Genomic DNA, 25,795 nt, shown 5'->3' with positions numbered 1-25,795 from the left:
TAAACCTAACTGTTAACCTAACAGTTAGGCAAATACCATTAATGTTTTTCGCTTGCCATGCTCAAGTACACGATGGTCAGCATCATAAAGATAAATGCTTGCAAGGTGATTACAAGAATGTGGAAGATCGCCCAAGGCACTGACAATGCCCATTGAATCCAGAACGGAAGTAACGCGATCAGGATGAAGATTAACTCACCCGCATACATGTTACCAAATAGTCGTAGAGCCAATGAAATTGGTCGTGCAAGGAAAGTCACCAATTCCAGAATCAAGTTCACTGGAATCAGCAACGCTTTTGCAATTGGGTTACTTGGGTTAAATGGGTTAAGCGCCAATTCACCAACGAAACCGCCAATGCCTTTCTCACGAATGCTATAGAACAAAATCAATACGAATACAGACAACGACATACCCAAAGTAATGTTCGGATCTGTAGAAGGAACGACTTTGAAATAAACATGATGAGGGTCCATGCCAAACACATGCGCACCGACTTGTTGCGCTAGATACGGAATCCAGTCAACAGGAATTAAATCCATTGCGTTCATGAGGAAAATCCACACGAAAATGGTTAATGCCAATGGTGCAATAAGACGTGATTTACCATGAAAGGTATCGCGGACGCTGGAATCAACAAACTCGATAATCATTTCGATTGCTGATTGAAATTTTGATGGCACATCTGCTTTCGCAGCTCTCGCAGCACACCAAAAAATCAAACAAAAAATGACACCTAGTCCGATAGACCAACCCATTGAATCCAAGTGAATAGCAGAAAACCCCATCTGTTGAGCTTCTTCAGCAGTCTCAGCTAACTTCCATGTCCCATCTGGCATTTTGCCATAGGTCATATTGGTCAAGTGATGCTTGATATACTCGGTCGAAGTAAGGGCATGTTCTTCAGCAGCCATAAATCACACCTGGTCAATGTCAATTACTAAATAAGGAAAACGAATATCGCGCGCTGCCTGATATCTCGTTCACCTCAAAAATCTTCAATTTTGGATGAACTTAAACTCGTTTTTGTAGACGTGAAACCCAAAAAGGAGCGACCCACGACATGGTCTGAACGAGTATAAAGCCACAAAACAATGCCGCTGGAGACAGCGGTTTAACATTGCTTAAAATCAAAATAAATCCTACGATCACAATTCCGAACTTCCCTAGCATGCCCCGATACATGTTCGATAGAACCTGTCTCGATGCTCTAGCCCCTGCGGTTCGAAATGACTGCCAGCTAAAATATAGATTGGCAAGCCAGCAGACCAAGGCCCCTAAAGCAGCACTTATCGCAGCAATACGATCTTGTATAAGCCACGCGATAATCGCAGAAATAGGGATCATTAATGCTTGTAAGAAGACCAAAGCTTTCGCTAATCGTCGGTCAATCAAGCGACTAGTTCGGCTCATTGTTTATCCACTTACAGCATGAATGCTTGACAAATTACGCTGATGATCGTTTTTAATCGCAGGCATTATAGAGTTACCCCCCTGAACATGCAATCTTTTCCCGACCTAAGTCGTGTTTTTTTAGCTGATTTGTTTACACTCAAAGCATGTGCATGCCCTGCGTTTTCATTTTATTGGCTTGCATTTAACACACAGGTTGAAGTCTGACTGGCGAGTTTCTTCCATGCTTCAACAAAATCTGTATCGCTATTTAGGCTTTCATCCACGCGCTGGAAGATAACTGGATTGAGCATACGATATTGATTTTGGTTGGCATTGCCTTCTGCCAGCAAACACATGCGTTGATTTGGACGGTGATCATTCAGATATTTAAGTTGACTGACTGTAGCTGCAATGTGCGGATCATCGGTTAAAGCACCTGCAAACTTCAGATTTAAGGCACGTTCAAGATACTGATAGGCATCATGATACGACCAATAAGGCAGTGCAGATTTGCGTTCGTAGTTTTGACTTGCCAATAGCATTTTCTGCGCAAAATTTCTGGCATTTAGCCAATACTTGGCTTTATTTTCGGGATGTTGTTGGGAACGTAATGCTGCTATAAAAAATCCAATTCTTACTGCATTATTGGGATCAAGCCAGACATGACTATCTACGGTATTGGCTTGAGCCACACCACGTGTACTACGACGCGGTAAGATCGTCACGATTTGTGAATCTAAAATTGAAATGGCCTTGGCATTATTGTGTAACAGACTTGCCAAGGGTGCTTCGTGTGCTTTACCTAGCCAAATCACCAAAGATGCATCTTGAATCGCTTTACGATGTGCCGGTGTTAATTGAACATCATGACCAGATTGATTTTCCAGTAGTAATTGAGGTTCTTCTATGCCCCGCGTAATTTCTTTAGCAATCAAATAAATTGGATGTGTCGAAATAACCAGAGGTGATTGCGACCATGACCATGTCGAAACAACAGAAAAAAGGCAAAACAGCGCAAAACGCAACATAACAAAATCAAACCTAGGCATTCAAGCTGTGTTATAATATAACAGTTTTTCAAAAATACCTACGCTTATTCGATAGCAACATGACTTCATGTTACTATTCAATAAAATAATGAGGTTTGCCTATGAGCACTTGTTCACACGAGCATCATAATGCATTGCATGGTGTTCATGACCACCAAAATGTTGCTGTACGTCTGGCCGAAGCTGAAAGCTTGTGCGCGACGGCTGGAGCACGTCTCACGCCATTACGTAAGGAAGTTTTAGCATTAATTTTAAATGCTTCAGGTCCAATGGGTGCTTATGATTTATTGGCAAAAATTAAAAGCGGCTCAGATCGTCCAGCCGCACCGCCCACAGTGTACCGCACGCTGGATTTTTTATTGGAAAAAGGTCTTATCCATCGTCTCACCTCAATTAATGCCTATATCCCATGCTGTCATCCCCGAGAAGGACATCAAGCTGCATTTTTAATTTGTAATGAATGTCATATCGTGAAAGAGGCTTCTTCTGACGGTCTATTGCAACAATTGCAGCAGTTGGCAGGTTCTGACCATTTTAATGCGCAACATACCATTATTGAGATTTCTGGAAAATGCCAACAGTGCAGCAGCCATTCAGTTTGATGCCTGAACTGATCCGTCTGGATCAGGTTTCGGTTTACCGAGATCAGCGAGATATTTTAAAAAAAGTAGATTTTTCATTACATCAAAATGAAATTGTCACCTTGATTGGTCCGAATGGTGCGGGTAAATCTACATTAATTAAAGTATTGCTGGGTATTATGCAGCCTTCTCAGGGCAAGGTCATTTCTGCAAAAAAAAACAAGATGGCGTATGTCCCTCAAAAATTTAATCCTTCACATAGTTTGCCTTTAAGAGTCAAAGATTTACTTGCTTTAGAAAAATGTGAAACAAGCCTACGCACCGAAATTATTCACGATACCGGCATTGCTAAATTACAGGATGCCAAAGTACAACAGTTGTCTGGCGGTGAAAAGCAGCGTGTACTTTTAGCCCGTGCTCTGCTACGCCAGCCTGATATTTTAGTGCTGGATGAACCCATGCAAGGGCTGGATATTCAGTCTGAAGCTGAACTTTATGAATATGTACGCAGCCTACCTGAGCGTTATGGCTGTGCCATCCTCATGGTGTCACATGATCTGCAATGGGTGATGCAAGGCACTCAGCAGGTGGTTTGTTTAAATAAACATATTTGCTGTAGCGGTTTACCTGAGAGTGTCCAGCAACATCCAGAGTATCTGGCCATTTTTGGTGGTCAGCGTGTGCCTTACCAACATCATCATGATCATTGTGCGCATGGCGATCATATTGAACCTTGTACGCATATCGACCACCCTCATATTCACCCTGAACCGGAAGCTTAGGCAATGCTGGAATGGTTACAACTTTTGCTTCCTGCTTGGACCATGGGGAGTTTACTGGTTTTTTTAACAGCGCCTTTGGGCTGTTTAATGCTCTGGCGCAGAATGTCTTTTTTTGCCGACACCATGGCGCATGGCACCTTATTAGGTGTCGCAGTGGCAGGTATTTTACAGTTACCGCTCTGGTTTGGTGTGGCTCTGTTGGCATTATTACTGGTTGCAATCCTTTGGGTGTTACATGACCCGCGCCTCCCAAACGATGCCTTATTGGCACTTTGCTCAGCGACTTTACTTTGTTCTGGATTAGTCTTGATTCAACAAATTCCTGAATTACGACCAGAATTATTAAGCTATTTATTTGGTGATTTACTGGCGATTGGATGGCAAGATTTACCCATTTTTATTGGAATTATTGCTTTGGCTTTGGCTGTTCTCTACCGTCACTGGAAAGCCCAGATTCAAATTGCCATTGACCCAGACATGGCTATGAGTGAGGGAGTGAATGCCAAATGGCAACGCCTGATTTTTATGCTATTGCTGGCTTTATTTACCGTATTGGCATTACGTGCAGTGGGTTCCTTATTAATGGGTGCCTTGTTGGTCATTCCAGCTTTAACAGCCAGGCTTTTAGCGAACTCTCCAAAACAGATGGTGATTTGGGCATTTGTGTGCGCTCAGATTGGAGTAACGGTTGGCCTCTGGTCAAGTGCGGTCATTAATATTTCGACTGGTTTAAGTATCGTATTGTGTATGGCTTTATTATTTGCTGCCATTTTTATTATCCAAAAATGTAAAACCATCTACGGTCAAAGCATTAAATTTTAAACACTTTGATGAATCGAACTGAGTAGCAATGCCGCGACTGCAAACATAATGGCAAAGCTGCGATTTAAATATTTTTGCTGCTTCGGTGAGCGAAGTAAGCGCAGCACTTTCGCTGCCAATCCTGTATAACCCGCCATCACAATTAAATCGATAGAGATCATCGTGACTGCCATGATCATATACTGTGGCCATTGTGGACGGTTCAAATCTAAAAACTGGGGTAAAACCGCCAGTAAGAATACAATCGCTTTGGGATTACTCATATTCACCACAAAGCCATTGAACATCAGACTTCGTCTTGATTTATATATCGTTTCTTGCTTAATTTCGATATCTTGGATTGGTGCAGTCCATTGTTTATAAGCCAAATATAGTAAATAAATTACGCCAAACCACTTGACCAATAGAAATGCCCAAACAGTGGTTGCAAAAAGTACCCCGACCCCTGCTGCAACAATCATAATTTGTAAAACCAGAGCGAGTTGCAATCCAAGCGCATTCCAATAACCGTGTCGAAAACCATAGTTTAAACCACTCGACATAGAGGCAATCGCGCCTACTCCTGGTGATATGCTAATCGCCCAACAGGCGAGCATAAATCCGAGCCAAATTTGAAAGGACATAACTAAAAAATAAAGAAAAAAATTGATTATACCTGTTACATTGATTCAATCGTTGTCATCGATAAAAATATCCTTACTGGGTATTAATGTACTCAAATGATACAGCACAATAGCGAAATACTGAATCTGAATCATAATTTAGGAGCTACTGGTGACTGCATAATAATATTCTTCTGTGCGCTCAAATTAATTGAACCATTTGCACTCTCGGCAATATCCTGAGAAGCTTGCAAAATAATATTTTCAGGTGTTGTCAGTGCAATTCCATTCGGCGATACCAACAACATTAGTGCCTGTCTGAAAATTTTGCCTTGCTTTTGCTGTTTGCATACAAAAAACCCGAACTAAGCAAAGTTCGGGTTGATTTCACATATTTACTAGAATATAAATAAAATTATCATTTTAATTGTACTCGTTTTTCTGTATTACCGTCTATATAAGTTAAATTATAATTCTTATCGATTAGTACATTTTTAGTTGCTGGAATAAATTCCTTTTCTTCTACGCCAAAAGTATTAATAATTAAAATAGCAAGTTGTGGACCCTCATCCTCATTATCTTCAAATGGAGAAATAATAATTTGTTTACCACTTTCTGTTTCTGGAAGAACAATACCATCCCCATAACTTGGAGAAATAGATGGATAAAATTTTATCAAATTAGATGAGCTCACCAAATTAACTTTAGAACAACTATTTATATCTTTCTTTAAAAGACATTTGAAATGATCAACTGAATTGTAAGGCAAATGTGTTACTACCAAACCATGTATATTTTTTTCTTCTTTCGAAGTTCCCCCAGTTGTTAAAAAAGATAATCTAGATAAATACTCATCTCTGTAACATTGATTTCTAACTAAACCCGCACCTTCTCCAGCTATATGACTTATTTTTCCCTCACAATTATTTCTTATTTTTTTTATCCATTTATTATAATCATTTTTTTCTCTATTTTTTTCATTATCAAGTTTAACAATTAATTTTTTATTTTCCTTTTCTATACATTGTATACTTTCATAAACATTACTTTTATTACAATTTACTGATGAGCTATCCGCACATGCTGATATTATTGAACCAAACGCCAATAATACCAATCCGGTACCAACTACATATTTACTAAACATATTAAATTCCTTTGAAGTCTTGAGGGAGAACTATTTTAAAGGGTTTTGGCATTTTGTTTCTTAGTTCAGTCGTAGTGCCATGAGCATGTATGGCTGTTCCATTACCAAGTATCATACCTTTCTTTACTGCTTCATCATGAAATTTATCTACCCATGCCTTTCTATTTTTTGCATCTGAATAATATTTATTTGCATAGTTTAGATTTTCTCCAATGATGGAAAGTTTACCATTTGCTCTTTCTATAAGATAGTTATTAACAAAATTCCTAATCCTTATACTTACGTGCGATATTGGCATTTTCTCAACACTACCATAAGGGTCTAAACTTTTAGGACCTGTAATTTTAGAAAACTGCCTATCAGCATTGACTACACTTCTGACACTATTTCCCCATACACCAGACTTGGCTCTATTCATAATAGTATCTACAACACCAGCAGCTTGATCAGTAAAATATTTCTCTGTTTTAAACTTTATCACCTCAGTTTCAGTCACCTTCATAATATCTATAATATCATCATTACTTAGTACTAATTCATCCATTATAGTATCATGTAGTTTTGGTGTTGATACTCCCCCTCCACAACTTAAAACACTAGGAGCCTTCATAGTGTTTACCAAAGCAAGCATTTTAACGCCATTTAATTCAACTATTGTTTTTTGAAAAATATTTCCATTAAAATATATAGTTGAGAATTTAGTAACGTCAAAATGTACCCATGTAGTTGCTCCTTGAGCTCCACTATTAAAAACTTTTGGTTCTAAATAAATTTTATTGAGCTCTCTATTTTCAGATGCTCCCATTTTTTTAATCATAATTTCTTTACGAATAAATTCCATATCATTGACTTCACGAGTCCTTTTTCCATCCTTATTAAAATGAATATCCAAAGCCAACCCCATATGATTTACTGTTGCTCTTCCATGTTTTTTATTATTTTCAATACATCTATAACCAGACTCTATATAAGCCACTTCGATTTTCTTTTCCTTAAATTCATTTTTTAAATAAAAATTTATAGCCTTTAATATCCAAATTAGACTTCGGTGTAATCCTGGATATTCATTTGCTTTATTTGAACCAGATGGAATGCCCATATTACCATTACCAAAGCCCGAACATTTGCCACAATTACAAGCAGCTTTCCCCATAAAACCTGCGACAGGGTATTCTTCATAAAATTTATCTAACGCTACTAATACTGAGCCACAAATCTTTCCTGTTTCAGGGACTCCCATATAATCCCGTTGGAATTGCTTAATACATTTTGCAGTCAACTCAGTGAATTCATCTGTAGGTAAAGCTCCACCAAAGCCAGCCAAACGAATATTCACTTCTCGAATAAGCTCACTCTTACCACTTGAAATACATTGCGGATTGGTTTTACATAAATTTGGAGCATCTGCTTTAGGTGTTCCACCTTCTTGACTGCGATCATCAACCGTCAATATCTTGGAAGCAGCGTTTGTAGCTTCATTCAGCGTTTTTTTACCTTCTTCATAAAGCTCATTCACTTGGTCGAGGACTTTACTGCCAAAATTTGCTCCAAAAATTCCTTCTTCCTGCTTTTTCTGAGGTGTTGTACTCGATGGCCTTACAGGTGGAGTCTGTGGTGCTTTTGTTTTAGTGCTGCTAGCCGAAGGTTGTGTTCTCTGCTGAGTGGTCTGTTTAGCTTTTTCTTGATGTGAATTATTTCCTGTAGCAGGAATATTTACTGGTAATTTAATAACTTGACCAACAATAATCTTATTGGGGTCATCTATTTTATTCAAACACTCTAATGCTCGAACAGTCGTATGATTTTTTTGGGCTATTTCAAATAAAGTTTCGTCCTTTTTTACAACATGGGTTTTTCTTTTATATTGCCCATTACCTCCTTGATTTAATAATGTTTTTAGATCAATCATAACTTTTGGGCTTGTAATTTTTACGAGCATTCGATCTCTAGACATTACAAAACTTTGTACCTTGACCATTAAACCATTAAACATACTTTTAATATAAACATCCAAAGCCGTACCTTTATCTCGGCTAATTTCAACGATACATCCTGAAGCATTTGTTGCTCCAGCAGCAATAACTTGCCCAGTTCTCTGATTTTTTACTTCATATTGTGCTTTTGAGATTGGACAACCAAATAAGTCTAGAATTTGTATGGTCACTAATGATTTTTTATTCATTTCCAATCCCGACCTTCTACATTATTATCTACTTCTGAGTCATTCACATTTTGATCTGTCAAAAAATCATCTTCATCAAAACTATCAATGATTAACCTCCATTCATCATTAGAACCAACCAGAACTTGGACTTTTGTTGGGTCTGGGGTACTAATTTTCCCTGTACGACCATGTTCATCTATTGAGCCCGAAGTAAATGAATTAGTTCCCTGTACAAAAGCTTTATAACTAAGCTGACTAAAATCGCTCTCCCAAAATAAATCATAAACATCCAACTTATTACTATACAAAGCAATATTTGGAAGTTGTGGCATCTCATATGAAATCTTAGCCCCCCCCATAAACAAATGCTGCCCAGCCTTACTCTCAAACTTAGCACCTGTGGTTAAAAATATACCATCAGCATTAATCCTAAGCTGAGAACCGCCTGCGGTGAGTACAATCTTTTTAGGACTAGTGATTTCAATCTTATCCTCCGTCGAAATAATCTGTACACTCTTACGCGCAATCAGGTCTACTCCATCCCCTTGTGCTTGTATCTCAATCTTACCTTTGCCTGCATACAACTTCGCTCCCTGCTGTGCTGCAAACAGGCTGATCTTGTCACTAGCATGTGCAATCAGATTTTTTTGAGTACTCAGATTAATGCTATTACCTGCACTATGGCTAATCTGCCCATCTGCACTTAAGTGAATATCCTCATGACTACTCAGGGCAATACTGCTAGGTGCACTTAAAATCATTAAGGCTTGTTTAAATGCCGCAGCTTTGTCTTGGTCTTGTTGTTCAATCTGTTCTAAAAAACTTTTGAGGTTGTGCAATACTTCAAGTGGATCCGTCTGCTGGTTTTCAGCCACTTCACTTAAAGCGTTTGCATTATTTAAGTTAACTTGGATTTGCTGGATTGTTTCTTGGGCATCCAGATGCTGACCTTGCGCTTGTTGCTGTTGATGTGTGGTCATATAGAGTCCCTCACCTGCACGCAGCGCCCCCCATTGATCAGTACGCAGTTCAAAACCTTCACCACGACCTTGACTGCTTTCCTGTTGTTTAGGGTGACTTAAATTACCTAGATTCAACTGACTAGCACCATGACTACTGTGTAACTGGGTACTGATTTGCCCAGTGGTATCATCAAAACGAAGCTGGTTAAAGCCTGAGCCAGCCACCTCTTGCGAACGAATACCGCTCAAATTTCGGGTCGCGGGTAATTGTCCTTTTACATCGAATTTTGTGGGTGAACGTTGCGCTTCATGGATTCGACCCATTACAAATGGTCGATCGACATCGCCATCAAAAAAGTCAATGACCACCAATTCACCAACACGTGGTAAAAATCTCGCTCCATATCCTTCGCCAGCCCACGGTGTCAGCACATCGACCCAAGCGGAATCTGCGTCATTCTCATTGGCACCTGCGCCACCATCATGCGCATGATCCTGATCTCGGGTAAACAGAAAGTGAACTTTGATTCGCCCCCATTCATCCACATAAATTTCTTCATTTTCAGGTCCTACCACACGCGCACGCTGCGGATAAGCCAGTGGTCGATGTTGTAATGGCTGATATTCAGGGACAACTTTAATCTGACGGCGTATTAGCGTCAGCTCATTACCTTGACGTTCATCCGTTTGACGTGAGAAAAATGCCACTCTAGGCTTCAAATGCTCAACTTGTTGTTGAATGTCTTTAGGTAAATTATTCTGGTTATAAAAGCGTTTTTCATAAATTAGAAATTGTCGATCATTCGTCGTGTGTTGATCAATTTCTGGATGTCCAGTCAGTTCAAACCAGTAGCCGACTTGAGCATCGCGCACCGTCGTTTTGGCTTTAAAATATTTAGCTTGAATTTCCTGATAAGCGCTTAAATTTTGATTGAGCCGTTCAATTTGTTGTGAGCCAGAAGGCGTGGCCTGATCTGAACCCGTAAGATCCGCAGTCCACGCCGCCCCGATAGACCAAGCCTGTTCTAGACTTAAGCTTTCATTGCTGTGCTGATCACTATGTAGGTGAGCACTCAATACCGAACCACTACCTTCATCCTGTGTGAGTCCATCAGCTTGCCAGCGTTGTATATAAGCCGCTGTCGATTGTAGTTGGCGATGTGCCACCAAACTAATCATGCTGTCAAAATATTCTGTCGCATCACTACGGTGAAAACGAATAACACCACGACTCATTGCAGTAAAATGCTGTTGATCATCAATCAATCGTAGTTTCTGCGGTGCAATCTCCTGTAGCGCATGTACAACGATATTATTTTGTTCATCGATCAGCCAATTAATACCCTCGCTACGCCAGAGTCGGGTCAAAAACTCATGATCAGTTTCGTTATTTTGCATACTAAATGGGCGAATATCATAGCTTTGACTCAGTCCACTCAAATCAAGTGTCAAACTTGCAGCAAACAATCGACTTTTAGTTTGCCACTCCTTAAATAAAATCTCCGTAATCTCGACTACACTTTTATTCATAAACACACGACTATTACGCCGTTTGTGCCAGAGTGCTGTAGGATCCTGCAAAGTAAGCGTATAAAGAGTCAATGCACCATCACTCAGGCCTTGACTGGCTTGGGTAATAATTCCCGATGTTCTCGTAAATTGCCCCAGATCATTGACTTGATCGACCATCACTTGACAGCCAATAAATTGTTTCAACGCAATATGTGCATTATTTGATAAGCAAGTTAATTCAATATTTAGACCATCATTGAGTTTATGTTGCCCTTCAATACGCTGCAAAAAAACCTGTGTATTCAGCACAGGATGACTAAATTGCACATGAAGGGCACGTTTTAAAGTTCCTAGACCCCACTGCTCCATAACACTATAAATATTAGTTAGCATCTTCTTTCTTCATTTTTAGTTTTAGTGATATAAATCGCGCGTAAGTTTAAAAAATACAGAACGCACAGTCTAGTTGTTTTTTTGTATATTTTCCCTCCACAAAAAAAAGAGCCGGAGCTCTTTTTTAATGATCACATCTTCTACTTTAAAAATAAATCGAAGTTAAAATGGGACGCGTTTGTAGGTTCGATATTCAGGTTGCCAGAACTCTTTTTCAATATTGCTTTGAATTTGCTCATCCGTTAATGGAACTGCGACACCATCTGCGATGGCTGCCTGCGCCACTTTAAGCGCAATCACGCGAGATACTTTTTGAATATCTGCAATCGGTGGAAGAAGGTCTGCATCGGCATCTTTTAATAATGGCGAGCAGTCTGCCAATGCATTACTGGATGCCATCAACATATTATTCGTGACTCGTTTGGCACCTGAGGCAATCACACCCAAACCAATACCCGGAAAAATGTAAGAATTATTGCATTGTGCGATGTTGTACAATTTACCTTGATAATTCACTGGTGCAAATGGACTGCCTGTCGCAATGAGTGCCTGCCCTTTCGTCCACTGAATAATGTCAGATGGCACTGCTTCTACACGTGATGTTGGATTTGATAATGGCATTACGATGGGCGTGGCAGCATTTTGACTTAATGCTTCGATCACTTCCTGGGTAAATAAACCGGGTTGACCTGAAACACCGATTAACACTGTTGGCTTGGCATGTTTCACCACATCCAGTAAAGAAATCACGTCCTCTACATTTCCCCAACGTGAAACCACATCGGCTTTTTGAGCCAATTTACGTTGAAAATCCAGTAAATTCGGCTGATTTTCAGTAATCAAACCAAAGCGATCCACCATAAACACTCGCGCGCGCGCTTGTTCATCAGTTAAGCCTTCTGCCACCATTTGCGCAATAATTTGTTCAGCGATCCCACAACCCGCCGAGCCTGCACCCAAAAAAGTCACAATTTGATCTTTCAATTGTTTGCCTGCCGCACGACTTGCAGCGATTAAACTTCCGACCGAAACCGCAGCAGTACCTTGAATATCATCATTAAAACAGCAGAATTTATCGCGATATTTACTCAATAACGGCATCGCATTGTTTTGTGCAAAATCTTCAAACTGGATCAAGGCATGTGGCCAACGACGACGAATTCCAGTTAATACTTGATCAATAAAATTATAGTATTCATCACCGCTAATACGTGGCTGACGCCAGCCCATATACAATGGATCATTTAAAAGTTGTTGATTATTGGTTCCCACATCAATGGTAATCGGTAAGGTATAGGCAGGGCTAATACCACCACATGCGGTATAAAGTGACAATTTTCCAATTGGAATACCCATTCCACCAATGCCTTGATCACCTAGACCTAAAATGCGCTCACCGTCTGTAATCACAATGACTTTGACATTACGTCGATTAATGTTTTGCAGAATATCATCAATATTTTCACGATCAGTATAGGACATAAAAACCCCACGATGACGGCGATAAATATCCGAGAATCGCTGGCAAGCCTCTCCCACCGTAGGTGTATAAATAATCGGCATCATTTCTTCTAAATGATCTTCAATTAAACGATAAAATAGGGTTTCGTTGGTGTCCTGAATATTTCGTAAATAAATATGCTTATTGATCGCATCATTAAATGCCGTGAACTGTTGATACGAACGCTGACTCTGTTCTTCAATGGTTTCGATAACATGAGGCAGTAAACCGTTTAAGTTGAAATGGCGTCGTTCATCTTGTGTAAATGCAGAACCCTTGTTGAGTAGTGGGAGTTCCAGAAGGGTAAAACCAGCATAAGGAATATAGAGGGGATGTTTTTTGGTGGTATTTTCAGCGGTCATTGCCTATCTCATTGTTGGGGAGCATCCCCACAGGTTATGTATGCATGTCATCAGTTTGACATAGCTTACGCTGTTTTTTCAGCAAATAGGTATTTCCAAAATTGATAATGCTATGGATAACATTTTATGCTCAAATAAGATGTTTTTTTATACACTCTTTTAGCTATTGTTTACGCTGTCGCATTAAATCCAATCCATATTTTTGGCTATGATAGTGAGCAGAATTTGGAATTTTCGTAGTGGTGATGCGCTTGTCTCTTTTAAATTCTTCATTTTTATAATGTCCTGACTTGATCTCAAATGTACATTAACAGAAGGTCAAACAATGTTTAGGAATAGCAAAAGTTGACTCAAATAATTGCTTGAAGATACTACTTCTATAAGGTGGATGCCGAAGATGAAAGAATTTTAACGATACAATCAGAAACTCAGACAAACTCAATTTCTCCTCAAAAATAAAAACTATTTAAATCCTTTAGCTGTATTCAAGCGAAAATCGTGAGATCTTTAAAAAATTGGGCTAGCGCTAAAACCATCAAAATTTATTATGTAAAGCATTTATATCCTGTTAAAAATCAACATGCTGAATTGTAAAAAAATCTATTTCCAGTCAGCAATACTCACAAAGCAAATCGTTGAGAATTGCGATCAGCCCTTGTATTTCAATTAAATCAATTTAGAGATCAAACAGCCTCACCTAAAGCGGACAAAATTTGCTATATTTAGCGTTTTTCCGCGAACATTCGTTTTAGATAGATATGAACACCGCCATACAAGCAGCTCTTGATCATGCCGTGCAATCTCTTCAGCAAGCAGGGATTCTTCCTTCGGATTGGACTAACAACAGTGTGTTAACCCGAACCAAAGACCGAAGTCATGGTGACTTTGCTTCCAACATTGCGATGGTGGGCGCAAAGGCTGCGGGTATGAAACCACGCGATTTGGCCGAAAAAGTCTTGGCGCATTTGCCAGAAGTGGCTGACATTAGCAAGGCTGAAATTGCAGGTCCGGGTTTTATCAACTTTTTCTTAAATGCCGATCAGCGTTATGCCGTACTTGATCAGATTCAGGCGCAAAAAGATCAATTTGGGCGTAGTCAGGTCAATGCTGCGCAAAAAATTCAGGTGGAATTTGTCTCTGCCAACCCGACCTCAAGCTTACACGTTGGTCATGGTCGAGGTGCAGCGTATGGTATGACTGTTGCTAACTTATTAGAAGCAACGGGTGCCAAAGTTGACCGCGAATATTATGTTAATGATGCAGGTCGTCAAATGGATATTTTGGCGACATCGACTTATTTACGTTATTTAGAACTTCAAGGTCAATCACTGGTCTTTCCAAAAAATGCCTATCAAGGTGATTACGTCAAGGAAATCGCACAAAGCATTATTGATAAAGATGCTGATGCGCATGTTCGCAATGTCAATGATGTTTATAATAACGTGCCAGAAGATGTGCAATATGCCGCTGAACTTGATGCAGAAGGCAATAAAGTGGTGCTTTCTGGTGATAAAGAAAAACATATTGATGGCTTAATTGCCAATTCACAACAATTACTAGGTGAGGCCTATCGAGTCTTCCATCAAGCGGCATTAAAAGCCATTCTGGATGATATTAAGGATGACCTTGCCGACTTTGGGGTGACATTTGATCGCTGGTTTAGTGAAGCATCACTGGTTGATAAAATTGAGGAAGCATTACAGACTTTAGACCAACGTGGTTTTCTCTATGAAAAAGACGGCAATATCTGGTTTAAATCGACTGAATTTGGTGATGAAAAAGACCGTGTGGTGAAACGTCGCAATGGACAAACCACCTATTTTGCTTCTGATATCGCCTACCATCTGGATAAATTACAACGGGGTTACACGCATATTGTAGATATCTGGGGTTCTGATCACCACGGTTATATTGCGCGTGTTAAAGCTGCAATTGATGCGATGGGTTATGATTCTGCCAAACTCACGGTACTTTTGGTTCAGTTTGTCAGCCTATGGCGTGGCGGTGAAATGGTGCAAATGTCTTCACGTTCAGGGCAATTTGTCACCTTACGTGAATTACGTCAAGAAGTCGGTAATGATGCCGCACGTTTCTATTATGTGATGCGTAAATCTGAACAACATATCGACTTTGACTTAGACCTCGCAGTATCACAAAGCAAAGACAATGCCGTATATTACATTCAATATGCACATGCACGAATCTGCCGTATGTTAGAAAAAGCCGCGACAACAGATGTGAATTTCGATGCAGTTTCGGCACGTCAATATGCTTCACGTTTGGAACTTGAGGCTGAAACAGAAATTCTGTCGAAACTTGCAGCCTATCCAGATATTATCGTTCGTGCAGCAAATGCTTATGAGCCACATCAAATTGGCAACTATTTGAAAGAGTTAGCGGCATTATTTCATGGCTGGTACAATGAACACAAAGTGTTAAATGACGATGCAGAACTCACTCAAGCACGTTTATTACTCTCTATGAATGTGCAGCAAGTCTTGCGTAATGGCTTAGCGTTATTGGGTGTATCCGCACCTGAAGCGATGTAAATCGAGCAAAGTGCTCCATCATTGTACAGCTAACAGCTGGAACGACGATGCGAAGTGCATTGAACAAGGCATCATCTACGGATCATGCTTTGTTTTTTAAAATTCTAGTGGCAATGCCCTTAATTTAAAGAGGATTTCACGTGTTTGGAAAAACGCAGCGCGGTGTATCTGAACGACCCAACAAGCCCAAAAAACCGTTGATTCCAAAATGGTTAGGCACTTTATTCGCAATTTTGCTGATTATGTGTATTGGCGTGGTTCTCATGCTCTGGAAACCGTGGAAACCTGTTTCAACGCACAATGAAGTGACTTCACCACATTATCAGGAAGAAGACACCAACCATGACTATCGTTTCTATGATTTGCTGCCTCAACAACAGGTTACGCCTATTCCTGAGCAAGCCGTTCCTGAAACAAAAAATAGTCAGCCTGTCGTGATTGTGGAAGCACCACGTGAAGCTGCCAGCATGCCTACAGCTAATGATCCTGCTGCTGCGGTAAATGCAGAAGAAAACGTTCAAGTACATCAAAGCTCTTATATTTTACAAGTACGTAGCTATCCTGACCCTGACAGTGCCGATGCACGACGTGCAGAAATTATTTTGAATGGCTTATCTGCGGATGTGGTCAAAAGCGTTGAAAATGGAAAAACATGGTACCGCGTGATTTCAGGGCCTTATGACTCACAAGATTCTGCTGTGGCTGCACAGCAAACCTTGCAACATAGTGGCATTGATTCCATTGTGGTCAAACGCTAAAAGTAAAAATTACACCGCTAAAAAACACAAAAACCAAGTGCCCTCTAAGCACTTGGTTTTTTTAATCGCCACATTTATTATTCTGTGTTCAATTTAATCACCGCATCTATTTTTATTGTATAGATGTAGACTCAATGAAAAATTAAAAAAAATACGGGATTATTCAATGCCCTTTCGTTTAGCTCGCTGATAGCCTTCACGTGCTTGTATCCGTTTTAAAAACGCTTGGATATTCGGATATTGACCCACGGTACGCGTCAGAAAAGCTTCTAGCGGAAAACTCATTTGAATATCGGCAAAACTAAACTGACCTGCAAAATAGTCATGCTCGGATAAGTAATCCTCTAAAAAAGCAATATGATCGTTTAATCGTGGACGAATAAAACCGGCTTTAATGCCATCCGTAATTTTGTTTGCAACTGGTCGAATTAAAAAAGGGACATTTTTAGACACATTATTCATCACCAACTGAAATACCAATAGGGGCATGAGTGAACCTTCGGCATAATGCATCCAGTATAAATACTGAAAGGCATCTTCAGGACTCTGTGGTTTGAACTGCTGTTGTGGATCATAATGGCTTTGTAGATATTCCAAAATGACCGCAGATTCAGCAATCGCACGGTCATCATCCTGCAAAATGGGTGCTTTGCCTAAAGGATGCACCTGCTTCAATTCGGGTGGTGCTGCAAAGGTCGGTAAGCGTTTGTAATATTGGATTTGATAGTCTTGTTGTAGCTCTTCTAAAGCCCATAAAATCCGAAAAGAACGCGATTGTTCCAGATGATGTAAAGTCAGCATATTGTTCTCTATTTCTCGCCAAAATTTTAAATTGATTGATCGCATTCAGCCCATGAGCATTGCATGGGCTGAATTGTAAAATCATTAGATTGCAACAAAATTAAGCTAAGGTGGTTTTGATTTCCACACTGCGTAATAAGGTCTTGGTTACTGGTGTTTTACTACAGACATTCAATACTTTTTCCTGCATTTCTTCAGATAATGGATTTTTAAAAGTCACACGACGTTCGATCCATTCCTGTTGTTCCTTATTCATAAAAAAATCAACTTCGACGCTAAACTCACCAAAGTCCATTTCCTTATGCTGGGCATACATACGCAAGGTAATCATGGTACATGAAGCCAGACTGGCAGTCAGAAAATCGTAAGGCGCAGGTCCAGTGTCATGACCACCAAAAGATTCAGGTTTATCGGTAACATAATGATGTTTACCACTAATCACCTCACCTTTCCACGGTGCGGGATCTGTTTTAACGACACTACGTGCAATTACACTCATTTGGATGCTCTCATTTGGTCTGGAAAAGTAGGGGCTTCAAGACGTGGACCGTCATAATCAGGGATTTCGCCAAAACGCGCATCGTGATTGACCCATTGTTCGCGCGCTTCGCGCAATCCTTCAGTGGTACGACCAACAAGGTTCCACCACAACAGCACTGGCTTTTCAAAGGGCTCACCGCCAATCAGTAATACGCGATGACCTTGAGGAATATCAACATCAATATGTTCGATTCCCGGCTCTAAAACCACCAGATTATCTTGGTTCAATTCATGTCCATTGACCCATGCATGACCTTCGAGTGCTAAAAAGCCATATTCAAATTTTGGATTCAGGGGAATACGGGTTTTCGTGTCTGCCTGAGCGGTCAAATCCACCCCAACCAATGGCGTATGCACCGCTACAGGAGAAGTCTGACCCATGAACTCCCCCACTAAAACCGTAAATTCAACCTGATCCTGCTCTGTTTTTGGTAACACTGGATAATGGTCAAATTGTGGCGGCATATTGAGCTTTTCATCGGGCAAGGCAATCCAGAGCTGGGCAGCATGCATTTTGGTTTCAGTATCTGGCGCAACTTCTGTATGTGAAATTCCATATCCAGCTGTCATCAGATTGACCTGATAAGGACGAATCAACTGCTTGCTTCCCAGACTATCGGTATGCATCATGGTGCCTTCGATCATCCAAGTAAAAGTTTGCAGTCCGGTATGCGGATGTGGTCCTACGTCCAAGCCATCACCCTGAGGGAAGGTGACGGGTCCTGCATGATCTAAAAAACACCACGCCCCAATCATACGTTTTTGCCGACTTGGTAATGCACGTTTGATGACAGTGCCTTTACCAATTTCAGCACTACGAATTTGAAAATCCTGAATAAATTGATTGATATAATTTTCACAATCCTTCGAGTCTGAGATTTCCGTATAATTGGTATTGGTCATTATCTTTGTCCTGATATCTGCTTAGATCTTGAATGGCTGGCGAAATTGATATGTATGCTGACTGATCAAAATGCTATTCATTACATAGAAGAGGTGTTTAAATTAGAATAACGTGTCTCAGCGTATTGTTCTTTTATCATTGCGTAAACAATATATTTAGAATCAATCAACTGCTGTTGTTCACATTGGAGTTATCTTACTGATTATCTTTATATTAACAAACTTAATTTAGCAATCTATGCATAACTCTAAGACAGTGTAGTGCTATTTTTAAGACAATCCTTGTCTTCTCTGGTACCACAATTATTGAGTAGATGAAATCTGGCTTTTCATATGTTTCATAAAAGCACGAAAGTGCGGTGCAAATTCGTTGAATAAAGGATGATCACGTTGCTCTAGCAGCACTTCACTAAACAGTTTTAGACCAACAGCAAAAGACTGCGTGGTTTGTTCATCAAACAAATTTGCCGATTTTAATTTTTCTACAATCTGAAAAATATCATCATGATTACGACTATAAAACTCTAGTTTTTCAGCATAACTAGAGACCTCACCTTTGGCATCTTTAAGATGTTGCACTGTGACAAAATATTGATGTTGTTTCATAAATCACTTCCTATTCTCTTTCAAAATTAAGCACTTTCCTGAACTTCAAATTGCATTAAATCCACTTGAAATTGTTCAAATACAGCTTGCAAGGAGTGTAAAAACTGGGCTTGTTGGGCACTGGATAATGCACCGCACTGAATGTGAAGCACTTGTTTTTTGCCACGATCAGGCAAATTAAACTTTGCTTCTGCACGATGAAACTGATAACTCGAAATTAAACCTGCATCAACAAGATCACTTAATACACGGTAAATCGTCGCCAGACTGAGTTGCTGACGCTGCACCTGCAATTTTTGATAAATCTGTTTAATCGTTAAATCACTACTCTGCTGTTCAAGTAAATTTAGGATGGAGATACGCGAATGCGTGACTCTTAAGCCTGCCTGTTTAAGCTGATTTTGCTTGTCTATCATCATTCATCCTCCGTATTTATAAACGACCAATTTCAACAGCTGCCTGATCAATCTTTTCAGCAATTTGATGAATATGTTCTGGCGTTAACTCGGCAACCTTCAGTTTCAGCCGTAAAGCCGTTTTAAGATTTTCCATCGCGCGATGAATATCAATCAGTTGATCATTGCTATGAATTTCACGCCGAAGGCGTAACTTTTCCAGTAAAGCATTCAACATATCTTGTTGTTCTTTTAAATAGTCTTCACCTTGTTGAGTGACTTGATATTGCTTACGTTCTACATCCAGCAGTGAGATCAGGTTCATTTCTTCAAGCATAGTTAATGTTGGGTAAATCGTGCCAGCACTTGGGCTATAGTCCCCACCGACGAACTCGCTAATTTCTTTAATAATTTCATAACCATGTTTAGGGCTTTGTTGAATGAGATATAAAACCAAAAGCTTCATCCGACCTGCTTCGAATAATCGACCACGACGAGCGGAACCCTGAGGGACTTCATAAGACAGAGAATGCTCAAAATGATGATCTGTGGGATATTTCATTCTAATTTTCTCAAAAAAACTAAATAATGATCATTAAGATATATCTTAATATATCTTTTTGCAAGTTTGGATGTTTTAAAATTCTTATCCTATTGATATTAAAACTATTTATTCTTTTGAGTAAGATGAGAGAGAAAATTAGGTAGTAAAAAGAATGACTGATGCTTTTCTTATTAGAAGTAGGTATCAGATATGTCTATAAAGTGATCAAATTGTTTCAAATGCATGTTTTCTATTTTTTATAGCACACAAATATGATTTATAACCTTTTGAAAAATAAATTTTTTAAATGTAATTCAACATAACGACTATTATGTTAAATAAGCTATTATTTTGTTGATTTTTTTTATTAAGTTATAAACTTAACGGAACTCAGAATTTGAAGTAAATAAAATATGAAATACTATCAGGATATTCAGACAGGTCAAATATACGCATTTGAGGATAATTTTAATCCATTTATGTCAGATAATCGTAATATTCCTAAAACACTAACAGACGTAATTAAAAACAAACCAACTGAAACTTCTGTTTGGTATGGAGGAGATTGGATTGAAAAATCAGATGCTCCTTTTGACTATGTAGAGCCGATTTCTAGTGTACCGTCATATAATCCTGCTTGGATGGTTCATTTAAGACCATATTCAGCAATAGTTAGCGATAACAAAAAACAAATAAGTTTCTCATTAGAACAAATTAATGAAAATTCTTATGTTGGAATGGAATTATCAGAAGTAGTAGGAATACTTCCTTTAGGAATTAATGAAAAGTTGGATGCATTGGTAAGCTACGATGGAACAATAGCAATTCCTCAGTGCAATTTTTTTTCAACAATATTTGAAGGAGTTGCCAAATTAAATGAAATCTTATGTTCTTTATTATTAGGTGGAATACATGCTGAAGTTTTGTATTCACATGAACTAGAGATTGGATCACTATATGAAAAAACCACTCTATTTTCTTATACACCATCTCTTCATACTAGATTAAGATCAAATTTGGCCTCTACAAGTGAACGATTTGAGCCTCTTATGTCACCTAGAGTTTTGAGAATATGGAAAAATCTTTTTTTGAAGGGCAAGATGTCATTAAATCTCTCACTAGATTTACACCTTTTTTTCTTGTAAATGGTTATACGTCTTTAATCAACCAAAACAATAATGATGCGCTTAACAATCTGTGGATAGTTGTAGAGCAACTCACAGAAATTTTGTGGGTAAATGTGTATAAAAAACAAAAATTTAAATACCCATTAAGAGTGCAAAAATGTCATAGTAATCTAAAGAGCCTTATAAATCGAAAATCAATTCATGCTAAACATAAGCTTTTGAGACTATCTAAAATTATTACAAGGGATACTTATAAAATATTAGATCGTGCACGTGATACTCGTAATGACTTAGCGCATAGAAGGCTTCAAGCAGACCGAAAAGTAATAATTGAACTATGGGATACCTTATCGGAATTATTTGAAATTGCTACTTCTCGTAAAAATCTAGGTATGCGAGCATTAAAAGTAGGAGGAAAAATTAATTGGGATAGACCTCGTAATACTAATTTTGATGAATGGCAAAAAGTAGTCACCTTAATGAAATAATACCCAGTAATAAAAATAGTAAATTCAATATAGGGATTACTTAATTTCCCTAAAATTAACATCTTAAGACTTATACAAAATCAAGTTAGAGTATTTAATAAATATCAAACACTTAATCTATCGTAAAACAGTAAAAAAGCCGACTTGTTACCAAGTCGGTTTCTTATAATCCATTAAAATATATTTTTCGCTGAACCTTTTGAATTCAGGCAACAAACTTCGCTTGGTTTAAAGCAGTGCTTTAAACTCGCTCATTCTTGAAACCCCATCCTGCCGCGCGCGCAGTGCTTGGCGTAATTCAGGCAAGAAGCTTCGCTTCTTGAACCCCCTGAATTACTCCCATTCAATCGTCGCTGGTGGCTTAGATGACACGTCATAGACCACACGGGAAACATCTTTAATTTCATTCATAATACGCGTAGAGATTTTATCAACCAATTCATACGGCAAGTGAGCGAAACGCGCTGTCATAAAGTCAACCGTTTCCACTGCACGAAGCGCAATCACCCATGCATAACGACGACCATCACCCACCACACCGACTGATTTTACAGGTTGGAACACCGCAAAAGCTTGTGCTGTTTTGTCATACCAACCACTGGCACGCAGTTCCTGCATAAAGATATCATCAGCAAGGCGAAGAATATCCGCATATTCTTTTTTCACTTCACCCAAAATACGTACACCTAAGCCCGGTCCCGGGAATGGGTGACGGTAAATCATGCTGTGCGGCAAACCAAGCGTTGTACCGAGTTTACGAACTTCATCTTTAAATAAATCACGTAATGGCTCGACCAAATCAAAAGCTAAATCTTCTGGTAAACCGCCTACGTTATGGTGTGATTTAATCACGTGTGCTTTGCCTTGTTTGCTGGCAGCAGATTCGATCACGTCAGGATAAATCGTACCTTGGGCCAAGAATTTCACACCATCGAGTTTGCGCGCTTCTTCTGCAAAAACTTCGATAAATTCACGACCAATGATTTTACGTTTTTTCTCAGGATCAACTTCGCCTGCCAATGCAGTTAAGAAACGCTCTTCTGCATCCGCACGAATCACACGGATCCCCATGTTATCAGCAAACATTTGCATGACTTGGTCACCTTCATTTAAACGAAGCAAACCATTGTCTACAAATACGCAAGTGAGCTGGTCACCAATCGCTTTATGCAAAAGTGCCGCAACGACAGAGGAGTCTACACCGCCAGATAAACCGAGTAATACTTTTTCATCGCCAATTTGCTGACGTAATTGCTCGACACGCAAATCGATAATGTGTTCTGGTGTCCAAAGACCACCACAACCACAGATTTTATGTACGAAGTTAGAGAGTAACTCTGCACCCTTTGCAGTATGTGTCACCTCTGGATGGAACTGAACGCCATAGAAGCGGCGGGTCTCATCAGATGCAGCGGCATATGGACAACTTGGCGTACTGGCCGTGGTATGGAAACCTTCGGGTAAACGTCCAACTTTGTCGCCATGACTCATCCAGACATGCAATTGATCTTCACGATCCTGCAAATTACCAATTAATTGGTCGCGCTGCTGAATATCTACTTCGGCATAGCCAAACTCATGTACAGTGCCTGGCTCAACTTTACCGCCCAACTGTTCAGACATGGTTTGAAAACCATAACAAATGCCCAATACCGGCACGCCCAGCTCAAACACCACTTGCGGCGCACGTGGACTGCCTTCCTCATGTACACTTTCAGGCCCACCTGACAAAATCACGCCATTTGGGTTAAACGCACGAATGTCTTCTTCAGACATATCAAACGCATACATTTCAGAATATACACCCGCTTCACGTACACGACGTGCAATGAGCTGGCTGTATTGAGAGCCGAAATCCAGAATTAAGATACGGTCATCAGTAATGTGAGTATTGGTTGTCATGATTACGCAACTATGCAAGGCAACGAGAGAAGCGCAATATTCTAGCATTTTTCATGATGCCACGCACGTTCTTTCAATCGGCAAAAACTTCTGTAAAAACAGTATAAAAAAAGGCACTGAATCAGTGCCTTGGCTTTAATGATGAATCTTGTCAATTTTTACCACTTCAATATCGGTCGGTTTATAGCGATGAGTATCCACTTCGCCCACCAATCGCACATGATCACCGATTTTTAAACCTGCTGCACGCCAGATGTCATCGTCAATTTCTACATCAATCGTGCCAGAGCGATCCTTAAATTGATAATGATCACTTTTAATGTGTTTGGTAATTTGACCTGTCAGCGTGACACCTGTTTCATCCTGCATTTTTGCAACTTGCTGCACAGTCGCAATATTCTTGGCAGCTTCCTGAATAATCACATGATCATCTTTTGCAAAAGCACTTGAGGATAAAACCGTAGTCGCCAAAATTGACGCAACAAATATTGATTTTTTCATTGTTCTCTCTAGATGTAAATATTTCAAATTTATCTAAACAGAAAGTAAGAAAAATTTCGGCTAGAGTTTTGTAATACAAGGTAAAATCAAGTTTACCTTGTACCTTTTATTTATTATTTTTCGATTGCGGCATCCAGACTAAATTTACCCGCTCCATGTAACATCAAGAAAAATAAACCACCGGCCATGGCAAAGTTTTTCATAAAATTAATCGCTTGTGCCTGATCATCAGCACCATGAAAAATCAATGCTGTAATAATGCTAAAAACACCTAAACCAAAGGCAGCCAGACGCGCCTGAAAGCCGAATAGCAATGCTAAGCCACCACCAAATTCAACTAAAATGGTTAAAGGTAGTAAGCCACCCGGCACACCCATCGACTCCATATAACCGACCGTTGCCGAGTAAGCTGTAATTTTGCCCCAGCCTGCAATCAGAAAAATATATGCCATCATAATTCGTGCAATGAGTGAAATAACATGATCTGTCGTAGGTTGAGTCACCATATTTTTGACAATGACATTTGGATTAAACATAAACTAAGCCCTTTAGAAGAATTTCAAATGATGTGTTGTTGATAGAGCCATATTAGGCTGCTTTATTTTTGCAATAAATATTCATTTTTTAGACGTATCGTTGCAAATAAAAGACAATAAAAGATGTAACTTTTTACCGAATCCTACTGACTTTCAGGCAAGGCACTGCTAGGATTTGATCACGATTTTGCACCGTAGCCTGCCATGGAACTAATTGATTTTATTTTGCACGTTGATGATCACCTGCTTGAGTTTATTCGCAATTATGGCGTATGGATATATGCAATTTTGTTTCTGATTATTTTTGTGGAAACAGGTCTGGTGGTCATGCCATTTTTACCCGGCGATAGCTTACTGTTTGCTGCGGGCGCATTGGCAGCATCAACAGGAGCAATGGATCCGTGGGTACTTGGTGTGCTGCTATTTATTGCAGCCGTGTTAGGTGATACGCTGAATTATCATATTGGTCGTTACATTGGCCCACGTGTATTTGAAATGAACTCACGTTTTATTAACAAAGCACATTTGACCAAAACCCACGAGTTTTTTGAGCGTCATGGTGGAAAAACCATTATTTTTGCCCGTTTTATTCCTTTTGCACGCACCTTTGCCCCTTTTGTCGCAGGTGCAGGTAGCATGAATTATAAGTTTTTTTTAACCTATAATGTGATTGGCGCCTTTTGCTGGATTACCTCGTTTATTACGCTCGGTTATTTGTTTGGCAACATGCCGGTGGTGAAAGACAATTTCACCCATTTAATTTTCGGTATTATTATTTTGAGTATTTTACCGGGCATCATTGGTTTTATTCGTCAAAAACTCGTCAGCCGACGTGAAATTTTAAATTCTAAAAAATAAACAGTCTAAAAATGG

25 protein-coding genes and 1 pseudogene are annotated in these 25,795 nt (G+C 39.4%); 8 read left to right on the top strand and 18 right to left on the bottom strand.

Annotated features, from left to right (window positions below; all coding sequences use genetic code 11):
- Positions 1 to 38 precede the first annotated feature (38 nt).
- From atpB to E0D95_RS12120, 3 genes are all read right to left on the bottom strand, one after another.
- On the bottom strand, positions 39 to 914 hold the full coding sequence (gene atpB / locus E0D95_RS12130; RefSeq protein WP_130804046.1) for a F0F1 ATP synthase subunit A: 876 nt from the start codon (positions 912 to 914) through the stop codon (positions 39 to 41).
- Positions 915 to 1,014: 100 nt separating this feature from the next.
- Entirely contained in the window at positions 1,015 to 1,413 is a 399-nt protein-coding gene (locus tag E0D95_RS12125; protein ID WP_130804045.1) for an ATP synthase subunit I, read from the bottom strand.
- 170 nt (positions 1,414 to 1,583) lie between these two features.
- A complete protein-coding gene (locus E0D95_RS12120; RefSeq protein ID WP_130804044.1) occupies positions 1,584 to 2,423 on the bottom strand; it encodes a metal ABC transporter solute-binding protein, Zn/Mn family in 840 nt (279 codons plus the stop codon).
- Between the two features lie 122 nt (positions 2,424 to 2,545).
- Between E0D95_RS12120 and E0D95_RS12115 the strand changes: the two genes are divergently transcribed.
- The 3 genes from E0D95_RS12115 to znuB are packed head-to-tail and all read left to right on the top strand — an operon-like array spanning position 2,546 to position 4,629.
- Positions 2,546 to 3,046: a transcriptional repressor gene (locus E0D95_RS12115; RefSeq protein ID WP_130804043.1), complete on the top strand. Its 501-nt coding sequence runs from the start codon at positions 2,546 to 2,548 to the stop codon at positions 3,044 to 3,046.
- Positions 3,016 to 3,807, top strand: coding sequence for a zinc ABC transporter ATP-binding protein ZnuC (gene znuC, locus E0D95_RS12110; RefSeq protein ID WP_130804042.1), 792 nt, complete (start codon positions 3,016 to 3,018; stop codon positions 3,805 to 3,807). Before E0D95_RS12115 ends, znuC begins: the two co-directional genes overlap by 31 nt.
- Before the next feature lie 3 nt (positions 3,808 to 3,810).
- On the top strand, positions 3,811 to 4,629 hold the full coding sequence (gene znuB, locus E0D95_RS12105) for a zinc ABC transporter permease subunit ZnuB (RefSeq protein ID WP_130804041.1): 819 nt from the start codon (positions 3,811 to 3,813) through the stop codon (positions 4,627 to 4,629).
- Here znuB and E0D95_RS12100 read toward each other — a convergent pair.
- The 6 genes and pseudogenes from E0D95_RS12100 to E0D95_RS12075 all read right to left on the bottom strand — a co-directional run bounded on the left by E0D95_RS12100 (position 4,626) and on the right by E0D95_RS12075 (position 13,272).
- The gene (locus tag E0D95_RS12100; RefSeq protein ID WP_130804040.1) at positions 4,626 to 5,252 is read right to left on the bottom strand and encodes a LysE family transporter; all 627 of its coding nucleotides are present in this window, start codon (positions 5,250 to 5,252) and stop codon (positions 4,626 to 4,628) included. The genes znuB and E0D95_RS12100 overlap by 4 nt on opposite strands.
- Positions 5,253 to 5,413: 161 nt before the next feature.
- Positions 5,414 to 5,578, bottom strand: a pseudogene (locus E0D95_RS12095) (DUF2345 domain-containing protein); the annotation flags it as partial.
- Between the two features lie 71 nt (positions 5,579 to 5,649).
- The gene (locus tag E0D95_RS12090) at positions 5,650 to 6,378 is read right to left on the bottom strand and encodes a hypothetical protein (protein ID WP_130804039.1); all 729 of its coding nucleotides are present in this window, start codon (positions 6,376 to 6,378) and stop codon (positions 5,650 to 5,652) included.
- 1 nt (position 6,379) lies between these two features.
- Positions 6,380 to 8,560 (bottom strand): M23 family metallopeptidase, encoded by a 2,181-nt coding sequence (locus tag E0D95_RS12085; protein ID WP_130804038.1) that lies wholly within the window; start codon positions 8,558 to 8,560, stop codon positions 6,380 to 6,382.
- Positions 8,557 to 11,409, bottom strand: coding sequence for a type VI secretion system Vgr family protein (locus E0D95_RS12080; protein WP_130804037.1), 2,853 nt, complete (start codon positions 11,407 to 11,409; stop codon positions 8,557 to 8,559). The genes E0D95_RS12085 and E0D95_RS12080 overlap by 4 nt, the downstream gene beginning before the upstream one ends.
- Before the next feature lie 162 nt (positions 11,410 to 11,571).
- Positions 11,572 to 13,272: an NAD-dependent malic enzyme gene (locus E0D95_RS12075; protein WP_130804036.1), complete on the bottom strand. Its 1,701-nt coding sequence runs from the start codon at positions 13,270 to 13,272 to the stop codon at positions 11,572 to 11,574.
- 758 nt (positions 13,273 to 14,030) lie between these two features.
- On the opposite strand from E0D95_RS12075, the gene argS reads away from it, so the two are divergent.
- Both argS and E0D95_RS12065 read left to right on the top strand, forming a co-directional pair.
- A complete protein-coding gene (gene argS, locus E0D95_RS12070; protein ID WP_130804035.1) occupies positions 14,031 to 15,821 on the top strand; it encodes an arginine--tRNA ligase in 1,791 nt (596 codons plus the stop codon).
- 140 nt (positions 15,822 to 15,961) lie between these two features.
- The gene (locus E0D95_RS12065) at positions 15,962 to 16,579 is read left to right on the top strand and encodes an SPOR domain-containing protein (protein WP_130804034.1); all 618 of its coding nucleotides are present in this window, start codon (positions 15,962 to 15,964) and stop codon (positions 16,577 to 16,579) included.
- Positions 16,580 to 16,738: 159 nt separating this feature from the next.
- Here the strand turns inward: E0D95_RS12065 and E0D95_RS12060 are convergent, their stop codons facing one another.
- From E0D95_RS12060 to E0D95_RS12035, 6 genes are all read right to left on the bottom strand, one after another.
- Positions 16,739 to 17,380, bottom strand: a complete 642-nt coding sequence (locus E0D95_RS12060; RefSeq protein ID WP_130804033.1) for a glutathione S-transferase — start codon at positions 17,378 to 17,380, stop codon at positions 16,739 to 16,741.
- Positions 17,381 to 17,480: 100 nt separating this feature from the next.
- Positions 17,481 to 17,879, bottom strand: a complete 399-nt coding sequence (locus E0D95_RS12055; RefSeq protein ID WP_130804032.1) for an OsmC family protein — start codon at positions 17,877 to 17,879, stop codon at positions 17,481 to 17,483.
- On the bottom strand, positions 17,876 to 18,823 hold the full coding sequence (locus tag E0D95_RS12050) for a pirin family protein (RefSeq protein WP_130804031.1): 948 nt from the start codon (positions 18,821 to 18,823) through the stop codon (positions 17,876 to 17,878). The genes E0D95_RS12055 and E0D95_RS12050 overlap by 4 nt, the downstream gene beginning before the upstream one ends.
- 303 nt (positions 18,824 to 19,126) lie before the next feature.
- Positions 19,127 to 19,429: a DUF3861 domain-containing protein gene (locus E0D95_RS12045; protein ID WP_130804030.1), complete on the bottom strand. Its 303-nt coding sequence runs from the start codon at positions 19,427 to 19,429 to the stop codon at positions 19,127 to 19,129.
- 26 nt (positions 19,430 to 19,455) lie between these two features.
- Complete coding sequence (locus E0D95_RS12040; RefSeq protein WP_130804029.1) at positions 19,456 to 19,845, bottom strand: Fur family transcriptional regulator; 390 nt, start codon at positions 19,843 to 19,845, stop codon at positions 19,456 to 19,458.
- A gap of 16 nt (positions 19,846 to 19,861) precedes the next feature.
- The gene (locus E0D95_RS12035) at positions 19,862 to 20,386 is read right to left on the bottom strand and encodes a PadR family transcriptional regulator (protein ID WP_130804028.1); all 525 of its coding nucleotides are present in this window, start codon (positions 20,384 to 20,386) and stop codon (positions 19,862 to 19,864) included.
- Between the two features lie 395 nt (positions 20,387 to 20,781).
- On the opposite strand from E0D95_RS12035, the gene E0D95_RS12030 reads away from it, so the two are divergent.
- Both E0D95_RS12030 and E0D95_RS12025 read left to right on the top strand, forming a co-directional pair.
- Positions 20,782 to 21,513 carry a hypothetical protein gene (locus E0D95_RS12030; protein ID WP_130804027.1) on the top strand — a complete coding sequence of 244 codons (732 nt, stop codon included), beginning with the start codon at positions 20,782 to 20,784 and terminating at the stop codon, positions 21,511 to 21,513.
- Positions 21,441 to 21,983 carry a hypothetical protein gene (locus tag E0D95_RS12025; RefSeq protein ID WP_130804026.1) on the top strand — a complete coding sequence of 181 codons (543 nt, stop codon included), beginning with the start codon at positions 21,441 to 21,443 and terminating at the stop codon, positions 21,981 to 21,983. Before E0D95_RS12030 ends, E0D95_RS12025 begins: the two co-directional genes overlap by 73 nt.
- Positions 21,984 to 22,316: 333 nt before the next feature.
- On the opposite strand, the gene guaA is transcribed toward E0D95_RS12025, so the two are convergent.
- From guaA to E0D95_RS12010, 3 genes are all read right to left on the bottom strand, one after another.
- Complete coding sequence (guaA, locus tag E0D95_RS12020) at positions 22,317 to 23,885, bottom strand: glutamine-hydrolyzing GMP synthase (protein ID WP_130804025.1); 1,569 nt, start codon at positions 23,883 to 23,885, stop codon at positions 22,317 to 22,319.
- Between the two features lie 135 nt (positions 23,886 to 24,020).
- Positions 24,021 to 24,386, bottom strand: a complete 366-nt coding sequence (locus E0D95_RS12015; RefSeq protein WP_130804024.1) for a NirD/YgiW/YdeI family stress tolerance protein — start codon at positions 24,384 to 24,386, stop codon at positions 24,021 to 24,023.
- 113 nt (positions 24,387 to 24,499) lie between these two features.
- The gene (locus E0D95_RS12010) at positions 24,500 to 24,922 is read right to left on the bottom strand and encodes a DoxX family protein (protein ID WP_130804023.1); all 423 of its coding nucleotides are present in this window, start codon (positions 24,920 to 24,922) and stop codon (positions 24,500 to 24,502) included.
- Positions 24,923 to 25,126: 204 nt separating this feature from the next.
- Here E0D95_RS12010 and E0D95_RS12005 point away from each other — a divergent pair, with 204 nt between their 5' ends.
- Positions 25,127 to 25,780 carry a DedA family protein gene (locus E0D95_RS12005; RefSeq protein WP_130804022.1) on the top strand — a complete coding sequence of 218 codons (654 nt, stop codon included), beginning with the start codon at positions 25,127 to 25,129 and terminating at the stop codon, positions 25,778 to 25,780.
- Positions 25,781 to 25,795 lie beyond the last annotated feature (15 nt).

The sequence above is a fragment of the Acinetobacter ihumii genome, assembly GCF_900625095.1.
GTDB classification, from domain to species: domain Bacteria; phylum Pseudomonadota; class Gammaproteobacteria; order Pseudomonadales; family Moraxellaceae; genus Acinetobacter; species Acinetobacter ihumii.
The sequence above is the reverse complement of the archived record's forward strand: the minus strand, read 5'-3'. Positions and strand labels throughout refer to the sequence as shown.

What these genes read in the sequence shown, in the direction of transcription:
- atpB (WP_130804046.1), bottom strand. Translation starts at nt 914, where the DNA reads ATGGCTGCTGAAGAACATGCCCTTACTTCGACCGAGTATATCAAGCAT.
- E0D95_RS12125 (WP_130804045.1), bottom strand. Translation starts at nt 1,413, where the DNA reads ATGAGCCGAACTAGTCGCTTGATTGACCGACGATTAGCGAAAGCTTTG.
- E0D95_RS12120 (WP_130804044.1), bottom strand. Translation starts at nt 2,423, where the DNA reads ATGTTGCGTTTTGCGCTGTTTTGCCTTTTTTCTGTTGTTTCGACATGG.
- E0D95_RS12115 (WP_130804043.1), top strand. Translation starts at nt 2,546, where the DNA reads ATGAGCACTTGTTCACACGAGCATCATAATGCATTGCATGGTGTTCAT.
- znuC (WP_130804042.1), top strand. Translation starts at nt 3,016, where the DNA reads ATGCCAACAGTGCAGCAGCCATTCAGTTTGATGCCTGAACTGATCCGT.
- znuB (WP_130804041.1), top strand. Translation starts at nt 3,811, where the DNA reads ATGCTGGAATGGTTACAACTTTTGCTTCCTGCTTGGACCATGGGGAGT.
- E0D95_RS12100 (WP_130804040.1), bottom strand. Translation starts at nt 5,252, where the DNA reads ATGTCCTTTCAAATTTGGCTCGGATTTATGCTCGCCTGTTGGGCGATT.
- E0D95_RS12090 (WP_130804039.1), bottom strand. Translation starts at nt 6,378, where the DNA reads ATGTTTAGTAAATATGTAGTTGGTACCGGATTGGTATTATTGGCGTTT.
- E0D95_RS12085 (WP_130804038.1), bottom strand. Translation starts at nt 8,560, where the DNA reads ATGAATAAAAAATCATTAGTGACCATACAAATTCTAGACTTATTTGGT.
- E0D95_RS12080 (WP_130804037.1), bottom strand. Translation starts at nt 11,409, where the DNA reads ATGCTAACTAATATTTATAGTGTTATGGAGCAGTGGGGTCTAGGAACT.
- E0D95_RS12075 (WP_130804036.1), bottom strand. Translation starts at nt 13,272, where the DNA reads ATGACCGCTGAAAATACCACCAAAAAACATCCCCTCTATATTCCTTAT.
- argS (WP_130804035.1), top strand. Translation starts at nt 14,031, where the DNA reads ATGAACACCGCCATACAAGCAGCTCTTGATCATGCCGTGCAATCTCTT.
- E0D95_RS12060 (WP_130804033.1), bottom strand. Translation starts at nt 17,380, where the DNA reads ATGCTGACTTTACATCATCTGGAACAATCGCGTTCTTTTCGGATTTTA.
- E0D95_RS12055 (WP_130804032.1), bottom strand. Translation starts at nt 17,879, where the DNA reads ATGAGTGTAATTGCACGTAGTGTCGTTAAAACAGATCCCGCACCGTGG.
- E0D95_RS12050 (WP_130804031.1), bottom strand. Translation starts at nt 18,823, where the DNA reads ATGACCAATACCAATTATACGGAAATCTCAGACTCGAAGGATTGTGAA.
- E0D95_RS12045 (WP_130804030.1), bottom strand. Translation starts at nt 19,429, where the DNA reads ATGAAACAACATCAATATTTTGTCACAGTGCAACATCTTAAAGATGCC.
- E0D95_RS12040 (WP_130804029.1), bottom strand. Translation starts at nt 19,845, where the DNA reads ATGATAGACAAGCAAAATCAGCTTAAACAGGCAGGCTTAAGAGTCACG.
- E0D95_RS12035 (WP_130804028.1), bottom strand. Translation starts at nt 20,386, where the DNA reads ATGAAATATCCCACAGATCATCATTTTGAGCATTCTCTGTCTTATGAA.
- E0D95_RS12030 (WP_130804027.1), top strand. Translation starts at nt 20,782, where the DNA reads ATGAAATACTATCAGGATATTCAGACAGGTCAAATATACGCATTTGAG.
- E0D95_RS12025 (WP_130804026.1), top strand. Translation starts at nt 21,441, where the DNA reads ATGGAAAAATCTTTTTTTGAAGGGCAAGATGTCATTAAATCTCTCACT.
- guaA (WP_130804025.1), bottom strand. Translation starts at nt 23,885, where the DNA reads ATGACAACCAATACTCACATTACTGATGACCGTATCTTAATTCTGGAT.
- E0D95_RS12015 (WP_130804024.1), bottom strand. Translation starts at nt 24,386, where the DNA reads ATGAAAAAATCAATATTTGTTGCGTCAATTTTGGCGACTACGGTTTTA.
- E0D95_RS12010 (WP_130804023.1), bottom strand. Translation starts at nt 24,922, where the DNA reads ATGTTTAATCCAAATGTCATTGTCAAAAATATGGTGACTCAACCTACG.
- E0D95_RS12005 (WP_130804022.1), top strand. Translation starts at nt 25,127, where the DNA reads ATGGAACTAATTGATTTTATTTTGCACGTTGATGATCACCTGCTTGAG.